Here is a 12,302-nt window from a genome sequence, read left to right as displayed (position 1 = left end):
GAGACATATGCTTACAATGTTTAAGCGTCTCTTCCTTGTTGTGCTGCCAATGTTGGCAGCACTAACAATGCTGTCTCCTTTGAGTCATGCATCTGAGACGAACTCATCACAAACTCAATCGAGCTCTGCTGAAAGAGAAATAACACAACTTGCTGGCGCTGATTTTTGGCGACAAGTAAGAAACGGTGAGGAAGGTTACACCACCTCTCAATCGGCTGAGCACGGTGTGTTGATCAGTACGCCCGGGCAAACGTGGTACATATTGAAAGAGAAGTGGATGTCGCCAGCCGGCGCAGTTGCTATCTTCGGCAGTATTGCTTTCGTTACCTTAATGTACGTTGTGATTGGCCCGCTAATGCTAAGCGCACCAAGAACGGGACGTAAGATCAAACGTTGGTCTCGACTCGATCGTGCGTTGCACTGGAGCATGGCGTTTACCTTTTTATCACTGGCATTCAGTGGTTTGATGTTGGTTTACGGTAAACACTTCTTGAAACCATACATCCCAACGGATCTATGGGGCTTTATTGTTCTACTGGCTAAGCAATACCACAATTACATTGGCCCGATTTTCTATGTGCTGTTGATGGCTGTTCTTATCAAGTGGTGGCGCAAGTCGATCTTCAAGATGGTCGATCTCCAGTGGTTCATGAAACTGGGTGGTATGGTTGGCAAGCATAAAGGTTCTCATCCATCAGCAGAATTCTCGAACGCGGGTGAAAAAGCGCTGTTCTGGCTTCTGATTGTGGTAGGTACTGTGGTTGCGTTTAGTGGCTTGGTATTGGACTTCCCAATCTTTGGTCAAACTCGACGTGATATGGAGCTTTCAAACCTTGTTCATATGCTGGCGGCTCTGATCCTTATCTGTGGTTTCGTGTTCCACATCTACATCGGCTTGTTCGGTATGGAAGGCGCACTAGAAGGCATGGTAACCGGTGAAGTCGACGAAACTTGGGCAAAAGAGCACCATGATCTTTGGTACAAAGAAGTGATGGAACAAGAGAAAAACGGCGTTGAACCAAGCGCAAACGCAGCAACAGAGAAAACGGAAGGGGTGAATAAGAATGAACAAACCTCATAAAGGTATTTGGGTTGCTTACATCCTAAGCTGCTTCACACCATTTACTTGTCTAATCTCTGGCGTGATTGCGATTGTCTACGCGGGTTATCGTTTAGATAAAGGTGAAGACGGTGAAGTAGTGGATACGCATTACTATGGCTTGATTCGCTCGTTCTTCTTGAACTTAACGTTCTTTGTCGTGCTTATCGTAACGGTAGCGACCTCTAATGGCGTGTTAATCGGTGTGAACGATTACTGGTATCAAAACCATATTATCGATGACATCGCTTACTACATCCCATACGTGGGCATGCTGTTCGGGGGTGTTGCGATTGTGGTTTGGTTTATCCGTATGTATCAAGGCATGCAGCGTTTAAGTCAAAACTTACCGCAAAATCCTTCAACAGGACCAAACCTGTAACGCTAACACGTTAACGACATACCTAAAGAAAGCCCAGTGATTCATTTCACTGGGCTTTTTGTTTTTAAGTCTCTCGAACAGTAAATAGTTGTCAGCCGTTCTCTAGATTAGAACCTACTTGCTGGTCGCTTCAATATGGTGCAACTCCCTTATTTGGTGCAATTGTCGTGATGATTTTTTCGGTCTTTAGGAACCATAAAAGTGCACCAAAATATTTAGAATATAATAATCAATAGCTTAAAGTGAAAATCTGTTGCACGAAAATTACCCTTCGCACTTGGAACACATCTTGCGTTCACTGTTGAGTCTTTAATTAATTACATCATTGAATCGCACGATATCAGTGCAAATCAGATAAAGCGAAGGAGAATGCTTTAATGAGTGAAACGGTGACTCAAGTTCATAGTGCAGTACAAACCCTTACCCAAAGTTCAGATACTTTATTCCTATTACTCGGCGCCATCATGGTCTTCTTGATGCACGCTGGCTTCGCCTTTCTCGAAGTCGGTACCGTTCGAAAGAAGAACCAAGTCAATGCGTTGGTTAAGATCCTCTCGGATTTTGGAGTCTCCGCTATTGCTTACTTCTTTATCGGTTACTGGGTCGCTTATGGCGCGCACTTTTTTGCCGACGCAGAAACGCTATCGCAAGGGAATGGATACGAACTGGTTAAGTTTTTCTTCCTAATGACCTTTGCTGCAGCAATCCCTGCGATTGTATCCGGTGGTATCGCAGAGCGTGCACGTTTCTATCCAATTTTGATTGCGACACTGTTTACCGTTGGTTTCATCTACCCATTTTTTGAAGGCATCATTTGGAATGGTAACTTTGGCTTCCAAGCGTGGCTAGAAGGCCAGTTTGGTTACGGATTCCATGACTTCGCAGGCTCTGTTGTCGTTCACGGCGTTGGCGGTTGGATTGCATTGGTTGCAGTTTACTTCCTTGGCATGCGTAAAGGTCGTATCCGCGCAGGTAAGCACACCAACTTCGCACCATCAAATATTCCTTTCTTAGCATTAGGTTCTTGGATCTTATGTGTGGGTTGGTTTGGATTCAACGTGATGTCTGCTCAAGCGATCAATGGCATCAGCGGCCTAGTGGCGATGAACTCATTAATGGCAATGGTCGGCGGTATTCTAGCGGCACTTGTGGCAGGTAAAAATGACCCAGGCTTTATTCACAATGGTCCTTTAGCTGGTCTCGTGGCGATATGTGCAGGTTCAGACTTGATGCATCCATTGGGCGCTTTGATTACTGGCGGCGTTGCAGGCGCACTGTTTGTTTACCTGTTCACCTACATGCAAAACAAAACACAGATAGATGATGTGCTCGGTGTGTGGCCTCTACACGGTGTGTGTGGCGTTTGGGGTGGTATTGCAGCGGGTATCTTCGGCCAACAAGCATTCTGGGGACTAGGGGGCGTGAGCTTTGCTGCTCAGGTTGTTGGTACTTTGGCGGGTATCACTGTAGCTTTAATTGGCGCACTCATTGTTTATGGTGTGTTGAGCAAACTAACAGGCCTACGTTTAAGTGAAGAAGACGAGTTCAACGGTGCTGACCTTGCTATCCACAAGATCTCATCCATCAACGAAGACTGATCACGGTTTAATAGATAAATACTAAGCGGCTTCGGTCGCTTTTTTTGTGTCTGGTCATTCTTAATCCGCCGATATCGAGCGAGTTATGTCACAAATAACCAATGAATTCAGTTGGCTAAGACTATGGTCTAATCCCTAAAACTATTGTTGGAATTTGAACAGTGCTAAGCTGTTACCAAGTGACATATCTAAAAGGACGTTATATGCATTTCCCATACAGAAATATCGTAATTCTTACTGGTGCCGGAATCTCAGCGGAGTCGGGGATACAAACATTTCGAGCACAAGATGGATTATGGGAAAACCATAAAATCGAAGATGTTGCGACGCCTGAGGGTTTTGCAAAAGATCCAGATTTGGTGCAAGAGTTCTACAATAAACGTCGTCATGGATTACAAAGCGAAAGCATCCTGCCAAATTCAGCCCATAAGGCGCTAGGTGAGCTCGAAGAGAAGCTAGACGGCAAAGTAACCATCATCACTCAAAACATCGACAACCTGCATGAGCGTGGCGGTAGCAGCAATATCATCCACATGCATGGCGAACTATTAAAAGCGAGATGCAGCGAATCTAATCAGGTTATCGAGCATAAAGACAATATCGAAACCGGTGAGCTTTGTCATTGCTGCCAGATCCCCGCTCAAATGCGTCCTCACATTGTTTGGTTTGGCGAAATGCCACTAAGAATGGGCGACATCTATTCAGCGTTAGAAGAAGCGGACTTGTTCATCTCGATCGGTACGTCAGGTGTGGTTTATCCAGCGGCTGGTTTTGTACATGACGCTAGAATGCATGGCGCACATACGATTGAAATCAACCTCGAACCGAGTGCGGTTGAGAGTGAATTTGAAGAGAAACGCTACGGTAAAGCCAGTATTGAAGTGCCGAAATTAGTCGGTGAGCTTTTGTCTGTAGAGAAAGGTTCTTTGACCGCTTAATTGTCATAACGCTTTTGCTCAAGCTTAGCTAACAAGGCAAATACGTATCCGACTGCAACCAAGCAAGTCAGATGGGTGTTTGCTTTTTTGTTCATGAAGAGTTTTGTTCGTAAAGGTAAATAGCGGCCTATTAAAATCTCAATTAACTGAAGATTAAGAGCTAGCTGAAACAGAACGCTGCGCTTTTTTCATTTCGTACATCGCCTTATCTGACTTATCAAGCGCCTGTTGAAAGTTCTCTTGGCAAGTGACTTCGATGCCGTAAGAAAAGGAGATGTTTTCACCGTGAAGTTGGTTGTTAACTTGGCTGACGAACTCACCACCACGACCTAGCTGCGCTGTTGCGACAAACTCATCGCCTCCAACACGAAACACCATTTCATCTTCTAATACCGCTTGGCTCAATGCCTGAGAGAAGCGAACGATCATGAGGTCTCCGACTTTATGGCCTTTACGGTCATTCACCGTTTTTAAACCATCCAGATCGAAATAGATGAGTTCGAATTCTTTCAACTTGATCGCATCGAACTTCTTACGGTTATACAAACCTGTCAGCTCATCTTGTTTGCTTTGATCTTTTAATTGAGTCGTCAGCTCAGTAATGCCGTAGGCAATAAGTAGGAAGGCTATTTGCAATAAGCCATCTTCAAGGAAGGTGTCGAGTAGTTCGTTTCTGTCTGCCCATTCATCGAGATGTTTGAGTTCTGTGGTCACATCATAAAATAGGTTGAAAATGAGCAGTAGAGCCCCGCAGCGAAGGATTTTATGTGGGCGAATGGCATGACGAGCAACGTAGTAGATGTACATAGTAATCACGAGGGTGTTTGTTTCGAAAAACAGGTCGTAATTAGAGTCTATGTGGATGAATGAACTCAGGCCGAGCATCAAGAAAGACGCAAGCAGCATCAGAGTCACAACCAATAATATCGGGTTCGCTGGCATATTATAACGCACTCCATGTCGTTTAATACCATCCTATATAAAGTATAGATAAAAATAAAGCGGCTTACGCCGCTTTATTAACCTGTCAGTAACAATCTAGTTGTTTACTTTAAGTTTTTGGAAGTACTCGTCATAAATAACGCTCGCTTCGCCAACTTCATCTTGCCAAACGCCGTTATCCATCACTGATTGTGGTGGGAAAACGTTCTTATCTTCAGCAAATTCTTTAGGAAGAAGAGGGTAAGCCGTTTTAACTGGCGTCGGGTAACCGATCTCTAGAGCAATCTTAGCTGCGTTTTCAGGGCGAAGAAGGAAGTCAATCATCTTATGTGCCGCTTCAGTGTTCTTAGCACCTGCTGGAATTGCTAGGCTGTCCATCCAGAAGATAGCGCCTTTCTCTGGCCAGATGATGTCAATTGTTGCGCCTTCTTGGCGTGCCATATAAGCAGAGCCATTCCAAAGCATACCAAGAGACACTTCACCCGCTAGGTAAGGGTTTGCTGGGAAATCTGAGTTAAATACCAATACGTTTGGCATTAGCTTACGAAGTTCTTCGTACGCTTCTTTGATTTCTTCAGGGTTTGTTGTGTTTGGAGAGTAACCCAGTTTAGACAGTGCTATATGGAAAACCTCACGAGAGTCATCCATCATCATCAGTTGACCTTCCCACTGTGTATCCCACAGATCGCCCCAGTTTTTAACTGAAGACTTGTCTAGCATATCTGAGTTGATACCAATACCCGTTGCGCCCCAGATGTATGGGATCGAGTAGTTGTTGTTTGGGTCAAATGGCTTATCTAAGTAATTTGGATCCAAATCAGCAAAGTGGCTTAGCTTAGTTTTATCAAGCTCTTGAAGCATGCCTTCTTTACGCATCTTAGAAACGAAGTAAGTAGAAGGAACCACTAAGTCGTAACCCGTACCTTGAGTTTTTAACTTAGCGTACATGCTTTCGTTAGACTCATAAGTTGAGTAATAGACTTTAATGCCAGTCTCTTCTGTGAAGTCTTCTAGTACTTCATTTGGAATATATTCAGACCAGTTGTAAAAATACAGTTCTTGGTCAGCTGCGAAAGAGGGTGTAGAAAGTAAAGTAGCAGCACACAATGCGCCGGTATACAGTGTTTTTTTCATTACTGTTCCGTTCATTTGTTTGATTTGGAGCTGGGTAGTGAACCCAAAGTAAATGGATTTCTAAAAATCGCGCTAGATTATAGCAGTGATATAACAAAATAGGCAGTCTAAGCTGCCTATTCATTGATATTCTTATTTTTAACGTGTTGATTATCTAACTGAGGTTGTTAAGTAAACCAGTTACTTATTAGCGTCCGTTGACCAGAGCAACTAGATAAAGAACTCGCTTACTGACCGGCTTTTAGCTTCATGAAATAATCTTCGTACTTCACTGTCTTATCGCCAACCGCAGCTTGCCATTCAACACGGTCAAGGTCTTCTTGCGACGGGAACAGAGCAGGGCTGTCTTTGAACTTCTCATTAGACGCTTTAACTGCCGTTAGGTAACCGGTGTCACGAGAAATTTGCTCTGCGATTTCTGGGCGAAGTAGGAAGTCGATCATCTTATGAGCCGCTTCTACGTTTACTGCGCCAGAACTGATGGCAAAGTTATCAACCCAACCGATGCCGCCTTCTTTAGGGAAAATCAGTTTAATCGGCAGACCTTCATTTTGCGCTGCAGCAGCAGAACCGTTCCAAAGCATACCAAGACCCACTTCACCAGACATGTATGGTGCGCCAGGGTTATCTGAGTTAAACACAAGAACGTTTGGCATCAGCTTACGCAGTTCAGCGTAGGCTTCGTCAATCTCTTTCTCGTTAGTCGTGTTACCTGAATAACCTAACTTACGCAGTGCGATGTGGAACACTTCACGCGTGTCGTCCATCATCATCAGCTGACCTTCAAGCTCAGGCTTCCATAGATCAGCCCAGCTTTGGAAATCTTCTGGATCGTACATGTCTGTGTTAACAGCAAGACCCGTGATTGCCACTACGTGTGGAATAGAGTAGTCATTGTTCGGATCATATGGCTTATCTAGGTAGTTTGTATCTAGATTCTCAAAATTGTTTAGCTTGGTTTTGTCGATCTTTTGAAGCATGCCTTCGTCGCGCATTTTAGACACGAAGTAGGTTGAAGGAACCACAAGGTCGTAACCTTTATTGTGCGTTTTCAATTTTGCGTACAAAGTTTCATTCGACTCGTAAGTCGAGTAAATCACTTTGATGCCAGTTTCATCCGTGAACTGTTCTAAGATCTCACTGTTGATGTAAGGTCCCCAGTTCATGAATACCAATTCTTTGTTATCTTTTGCAAACGATGGTGCAGATAACATTGAAAGCGCACATGCACTACCAGCTAATAGAGTAGCCCATTTTTTCATTGACGTTAGCTCCAAACTAAACGTTGCCCGAAGGCACTAGATAGAAAAACAGAATGGTAATTTACCATTCTGTTTATGAATAACACTGTTGTTAAACTTGAATCTTATCAAGTCCGTCTCAGTAAAGAGTAGGAGACTTACTTGATTTTTTCTCTCGCTAATAACTGAGAAATAATCACCAGTATTAACGACACCACTAACATCACTGTTGCTAGGGCGTTGACCTCTGGAGATATACCGACTTTAACCATCGAGTAGATCTTCAGTGGCAAGATTTCATAGGTTGGGCCCGTTACGAAAGAGCTGATGATCACATCGTCCAAAGACAGAGTGAAGCTCAATAACCAGCCCGCAGCAACCGCTGGCTTAGCAAGAGGCAGGATGATCTGTTTTAGAATCGTCCATTCACTTGCACCTAAATCTTTTGCGGCTTCTAGCATCTTCACATCAAAGCCATTCAAGCGACTGTAGACCGTGACAACAACGAACGGTAGACAGAAAGTAATGTGCGCAGCAAGTAAGGTAAAGAACCCAAGTTGAACACCCATTACCAAGAATAGCGCAAGAAGCGAAATCGCCATTACGATATCTGGTGACATCATCACGATGAACAACATGCCATTGACTATGCCTTTACCTTTAAATTGGTAACGGAATAGGGCAACAGCAGTCAGGCTTCCAACAATCGTTGCGGCTGTTGCTGAGAACACCGCTACGTTAATCGAGTGCCACGCAGCCTGCATTAGGCTGTCGTTGTTGATCAGCGCGTCATACCACTTAGTGGTAAAGCCACCCCATTTCATGCCGAATTTATTGGCATTAAATGAGTTTGCAATCAATACGATAATAGGTAGGTATAGAAAAGCGTATACCAGCGCCATAAAGCTGAACTTAACTGTGCGACCCATTAGTCTAGCTCCACTTTCTTATTCAATAACTTGCCTGCGCGATAGTAGGCATAAAGCATCACAGCCATGGCAGTAGTCAGTGCAATACTGGTTGCAGCGCCAAACGGCCAATCACGAGCATTCAGCACTTGGCTCTTAATGACGTTACCTATCAACAGGTTCTTAGCGCCGCCCAACAAGTCTGAAATGTAGAACATTCCAAGCGCAGGGAGCAATACAAGTAAACAACCGCCGATAATGCCTGGCATCGTTAGGGGTAAAACAACCTTCAATAACGTTTGAAGTTTGTTCGCACCTAAGTCTTTAGCCGCTTCTAAATAAGTATCGTCTAGCTTTTCAATCGCTGAGTACAACGGCAAAATCATGAACGGGAGTAGGATATACACTAAACCGATCATTACTGCCGTTTCTGAATACATAATACGAAGTGGTTTATCGATAATGTCTAACGCCAACAAACCTTTGTTCAACACACCTTGAGTCCCCAGAACAACTTTTAATCCGTAAGTACGAATCAAAGAGTTTGTCCAGAATGGCACAATCACTAGAAACAACATGATTGGACGCCATTTCGCAGGCATTTTTGCCACGATGTAGGCGAACGGGTAACCAATAATTAAACAAAGTAGGGTTGCGACAATCGCCATATAGAAAGAGTGCATCAGCACTTTAAAATACAGCGGATCAGCCAAACGCAAGTAGTTATCGAGAGTGAAGGTCATCTCGATCAAGTTCGCTTCATCACGAGTTAGAAAGCTAGTACCGATGATCATGATGTTTGGAATCATCACGAACAGCACTAACCAACCTGTGATTAAAGCAACAATCGCGTTTTGTAAATTAAACTTCTTGCTCATCTTCTAACACCACTTCCCAGCTCTCAACCCAAGTTACTGCAACTTTTTGGCCCAGTGAGTGATCAACATCAGGGTCATCTTCGTTGAAGAATTCGCTAACCATGACACGCATACCTGATTCAAGTTCTACGACTGAATCTAATGTCATGCCTTTATAGGTTCGCTCGACAATGTGGCCAACAATACCGCTTTGAACCGACTCTTTAATTTCTTCGATACGAAGATCTTCAGGGCGAAGTAGTACTTGCAGTTTTTGGCCCGGTGCTACGTCTTTATCATGATAGATAATTGACTCTTCACCTTCGATTGTCGCAACAATGCGCTTTTCATCTTGACGAGATTTCGCTGTCGCTTCGAATACGTTAATTTCACCAATGAAACGAGCAACAAATAAGTTCTTAGGCTCTTCGTAGATTTCTCTTGGTGTTCCGTCTTGTTCAATCACGCCATCACGCATAACAATAATACGATCAGACATGGACAATGCTTCTTCTTGGTCATGCGTTACAAAAATGAACGTGATACCAAGTTGGCGTTGCAGTTGTTTAAGTTCGATTTGCATCTGTTTACGTAGTTTGTAATCAAGAGCAGATAGAGACTCATCCAACAAAAGAACTTTAGGCTTATTAACGACAGCACGAGCGATTGCGATGCGTTGCTGTTGGCCACCGGATAGCTGGTGTGGCTTTCGTTGTGCCATTTGTTCTAGGCGCACCATTTTTAAAGCATCCATGACACGAGGTTCAATCTCAGTGTTTGGTACTTTCTGCATGCGTAAACCAAATGCCACATTGTCGAAAACGGTCATATGTGGGAATAGGGCATAACTTTGGAATACAGTGTTAACGTGCCTTTGTTCAGCAGGAACTTGGGTTACATTCTGTTGGGCTAATAGTATTTCACCACTATCTGCCGTTTCAAACCCTGCAATCATTCTTAGTACCGTGGTTTTACCACAACCGGACGGGCCTAATATCGTGAGAAACTCACCATGATTTACGTTTAGATCAAGATTGCCGATGACTTCCTTACCATCGAAACTTTTACTAATGCCAGTTAACTGTACGACTGGCTTTCCTACTGATTTTTTAGCGTTCAACGTCTGTTTTTCTCCACCTTGGTTCTATTTGAGACCTGTTGCTATACACTTTTAAGGCGCGCATGATAATCACCAAAAACGTGAATTCAAAGCATTTTTTACCATTCGAAGATAAAAAATTTCGCAGGTAAAAGTAAACATCCTTTACCATACTGTTATTTATTGGGTTTACACCCTAATAAGTGTCTAATTATTAACCATTAAGACGCAAAAGCAAGCCTTGTTACAGATTCATATTTTAGTTTGTCTCCGACATATGAGTATAATGAAGGTAATTTTTTATCAATAAGTTAGGTGGCTTCAAGCAATTGAGCACACCTAGGTATCAATATGAACAACGACATCGAAAAAGATTTTAATTTGGGCGGTAGTATCGACCGTGCACTTTCCGGCGATTATGAGCTCAAAGCAACGGCTGTATTCCAAGAAGCATGGAAACATACGGTAAGTCACTTTCTTTCGTTTTCTCCTGCGATCGTTGCATTGATGTTCGTGCAACTGGCTATTTTTTATATCGCATTGAAATTACAGCTTGGTGATCCGGCAGTCATCTTAGATGCCGTTATCGACCCTGAGGCATTTACGCCACAAATCGTTGAATCTATTTTCATTGCTAACTTTAGCTATGAAGTGGTGAGTGCACCTATCTATGCGGGCATCAGCCTAATGGCAATGAGCCACGCTGCAGGTTTGCACACCAAGACTCGTCATATTAGTAAAGGCCTACAATTTACCGTACCGGTTATCTTGGTGACTTTGTTCAGCTTAATGCTGCAAGGTATTGCAGGAATGCTGTTACCGTTTCTTTCTATCTACTTCTCACTGGCTTTCAGCCATTCAATCCTATTGATTTGTGATAAGAAAGTTCCACCAATGCAATCGCTGTTGCTTTCACTACGAGCGGTAAACAAGAAAATCTTCACCGTTGCGTCTATTTACCTAGCGGTGATGCTGATGTTTATCGTTGCTGCGATGATGTACGGAATTGGCTTGATCTTCGTACTACCATTCTTCTTCCACGTTAAAGGCATTCTTTACCGCGAAATGTTTGGTATTAAGTTAAAAGTTATTGCGTCAGATCGACCAAATAGCGATGACGATAATAACGACAACAACAATGGCGGCGACAATAACAGTAACGGCGGCAACAACAATAAAAACCCTCAGGTGTTCGATGCGTAATAACGTCAAAGGCAGCGCAAGTAAATCTCTTGCGCTCAAGGTAACGGCACTGGCGATCGTGGGTTCTATCTCACTGGTTGGCCCGTACATTTACCAAGAAGAAGAGCGCCGACGCTCATCAGAGCAAAGCTCAAATACATCAAGTGATTTTGGTGACTTGACCGTGGCTTCAGATCGCCCAAACTTTGTTGCCATTGAAGATGTGAACGAGAAAAAAGAGACCTTCTTTTCTTACCTTCGTCCTAGCATCAACATCGAAAACAAACGAATTACCAAAGAGCGTGCGTTTTTAACCAAGATCTCTCAAGCAGGCATTGCGAACGTGGATTCGGAAGATGTGTCGTATGCGAAAAGGCTAGGGAAGTTATACAGCTTGCCAGTGCCATCTTCAGGGTTAGATCAAGCTTGGCTTACGGAAATGCTGAGTCGCGTTAACGTACTGCCAGAGGCGCTTGTATTGACTCAAGCGGCCAACGAGTCGGCTTGGGGTACATCGCGCTTCGCAACCAAAGCCAACAACTACTTCGGACATTGGTGTTACACCAAAGGTTGTGGTCTGGTTCCGCTACAACGTAACGAAGGCAGTTCACATGAAGTGGCTACATTCTCTTCAAGCCAAGAATCCGTTCATCGTTACTTCATGAACCTGAACCGTAATCGTGCTTATGCCGATTTAAGAGCGATTCGAGCAAAACTGGCGGCACAGGGCGACGATTTGCTAACAACGGCATCTGCGACAGAGCTTACCAACGGCTTACTAAAATATTCTGAGCGAGGTTCAGACTATGTGACTGATTTACAAGCCATGATCCGTCACAACGAGGTATACTGGCAAAAGTAACTCGATTTGGTCTCAGTTTGGTTAACCTCGAAAGTAAGTTATTATCCAAACGGCATCACA

The 12,302-nt window shown here is 43.7% G+C and carries 12 protein-coding genes; 6 read left to right on the top strand and 6 right to left on the bottom strand.

The features are described from left to right. Positions 1-7 precede the first annotated feature (7 nt). The 4 genes from BCT49_RS17865 (at position 8) to cobB (ending at position 4,017) form a co-directional block, all read left to right on the top strand. Positions 8-1,081, top strand: coding sequence for a formate dehydrogenase subunit gamma (locus BCT49_RS17865; RefSeq protein ID WP_102437113.1), 1,074 nt, complete (start codon positions 8-10; stop codon positions 1,079-1,081). Then, the gene (locus tag BCT49_RS17860; RefSeq protein WP_102437111.1) at positions 1,065-1,481 is read left to right on the top strand and encodes a hypothetical protein; all 417 of its coding nucleotides are present in this window, start codon (positions 1,065-1,067) and stop codon (positions 1,479-1,481) included. The genes BCT49_RS17865 and BCT49_RS17860 overlap by 17 nt, the downstream gene beginning before the upstream one ends. Before the next feature lie 377 nt (positions 1,482-1,858). Continuing rightward, positions 1,859-3,079: an ammonium transporter gene (locus BCT49_RS17855; protein ID WP_102437108.1), complete on the top strand. Its 1,221-nt coding sequence runs from the start codon at positions 1,859-1,861 to the stop codon at positions 3,077-3,079. 203 nt (positions 3,080-3,282) lie between these two features. Next, positions 3,283-4,017, top strand: coding sequence for a Sir2 family NAD+-dependent deacetylase (cobB, locus tag BCT49_RS17850; RefSeq protein ID WP_102437106.1), 735 nt, complete (start codon positions 3,283-3,285; stop codon positions 4,015-4,017). Positions 4,018-4,170: 153 nt separating this feature from the next. On the opposite strand, the gene BCT49_RS17845 is transcribed toward cobB, so the two are convergent. The 6 genes from BCT49_RS17845 to potA all read right to left on the bottom strand — a co-directional run bounded on the left by BCT49_RS17845 (position 4,171) and on the right by potA (position 10,219). Beyond that, positions 4,171-4,971, bottom strand: a complete 801-nt coding sequence (locus BCT49_RS17845) for a GGDEF domain-containing protein (RefSeq protein ID WP_102437104.1) — start codon at positions 4,969-4,971, stop codon at positions 4,171-4,173. Between the two features lie 84 nt (positions 4,972-5,055). Further along, positions 5,056-6,093: an extracellular solute-binding protein gene (locus BCT49_RS17840; RefSeq protein WP_017059627.1), complete on the bottom strand. Its 1,038-nt coding sequence runs from the start codon at positions 6,091-6,093 to the stop codon at positions 5,056-5,058. Positions 6,094-6,320: 227 nt separating this feature from the next. Beyond that, positions 6,321-7,355, bottom strand: coding sequence for an extracellular solute-binding protein (locus tag BCT49_RS17835; protein ID WP_102437102.1), 1,035 nt, complete (start codon positions 7,353-7,355; stop codon positions 6,321-6,323). 137 nt (positions 7,356-7,492) lie between these two features. Further along, on the bottom strand, positions 7,493-8,263 hold the full coding sequence (gene potC / locus BCT49_RS17830; RefSeq protein WP_004733706.1) for a spermidine/putrescine ABC transporter permease PotC: 771 nt from the start codon (positions 8,261-8,263) through the stop codon (positions 7,493-7,495). Then, a complete protein-coding gene (gene potB, locus BCT49_RS17825; protein WP_017107109.1) occupies positions 8,263-9,120 on the bottom strand; it encodes a spermidine/putrescine ABC transporter permease PotB in 858 nt (285 codons plus the stop codon). The genes potC and potB overlap by 1 nt, the downstream gene beginning before the upstream one ends. Further along, a complete protein-coding gene (gene potA / locus BCT49_RS17820; protein ID WP_102437100.1) occupies positions 9,104-10,219 on the bottom strand; it encodes a spermidine/putrescine ABC transporter ATP-binding protein PotA in 1,116 nt (371 codons plus the stop codon). The genes potB and potA overlap by 17 nt, the downstream gene beginning before the upstream one ends. A 330-nt stretch (positions 10,220-10,549) precedes the next feature. Here potA and BCT49_RS17815 point away from each other — a divergent pair, with 330 nt between their 5' ends. Together BCT49_RS17815 and BCT49_RS17810 are read left to right on the top strand one after the other, a co-directional pair. Then, positions 10,550-11,401 carry a hypothetical protein gene (locus tag BCT49_RS17815; protein ID WP_102437098.1) on the top strand — a complete coding sequence of 284 codons (852 nt, stop codon included), beginning with the start codon at positions 10,550-10,552 and terminating at the stop codon, positions 11,399-11,401. Beyond that, positions 11,394-12,242 carry a glucosaminidase domain-containing protein gene (locus BCT49_RS17810; protein WP_102437096.1) on the top strand — a complete coding sequence of 283 codons (849 nt, stop codon included), beginning with the start codon at positions 11,394-11,396 and terminating at the stop codon, positions 12,240-12,242. Before BCT49_RS17815 ends, BCT49_RS17810 begins: the two co-directional genes overlap by 8 nt. The last annotated feature ends 60 nt before the right edge of the window (positions 12,243-12,302 follow it).

The organism is Vibrio lentus, assembly GCF_002875945.1.
Lineage (GTDB): Bacteria > Pseudomonadota > Gammaproteobacteria > Enterobacterales > Vibrionaceae > Vibrio > Vibrio apostichopi.
Note: the sequence above shows the minus strand (reverse complement) of the source record. Positions and strands in the feature narration are given on the sequence as shown.

Excerpts from the sequence above, each read along its gene's own strand:
- BCT49_RS17860 (WP_102437111.1), top strand. The coding sequence starts at position 1,065 with ATGAACAAACCTCATAAAGGTATTTGGGTTGCTTACATCCTAAGCTGC.
- BCT49_RS17855 (WP_102437108.1), top strand. The coding sequence starts at position 1,859 with ATGAGTGAAACGGTGACTCAAGTTCATAGTGCAGTACAAACCCTTACC.
- potB (WP_017107109.1), bottom strand. The coding sequence starts at position 9,120 with ATGAGCAAGAAGTTTAATTTACAAAACGCGATTGTTGCTTTAATCACA.
- BCT49_RS17835 (WP_102437102.1), bottom strand. The coding sequence starts at position 7,355 with ATGAAAAAATGGGCTACTCTATTAGCTGGTAGTGCATGTGCGCTTTCA.
- BCT49_RS17865 (WP_102437113.1), top strand. The coding sequence starts at position 8 with ATGCTTACAATGTTTAAGCGTCTCTTCCTTGTTGTGCTGCCAATGTTG.
- BCT49_RS17810 (WP_102437096.1), top strand. The coding sequence starts at position 11,394 with ATGCGTAATAACGTCAAAGGCAGCGCAAGTAAATCTCTTGCGCTCAAG.
- BCT49_RS17815 (WP_102437098.1), top strand. The coding sequence starts at position 10,550 with ATGAACAACGACATCGAAAAAGATTTTAATTTGGGCGGTAGTATCGAC.
- BCT49_RS17840 (WP_017059627.1), bottom strand. The coding sequence starts at position 6,093 with ATGAAAAAAACACTGTATACCGGCGCATTGTGTGCTGCTACTTTACTT.
- potC (WP_004733706.1), bottom strand. The coding sequence starts at position 8,263 with ATGGGTCGCACAGTTAAGTTCAGCTTTATGGCGCTGGTATACGCTTTT.
- cobB (WP_102437106.1), top strand. The coding sequence starts at position 3,283 with ATGCATTTCCCATACAGAAATATCGTAATTCTTACTGGTGCCGGAATC.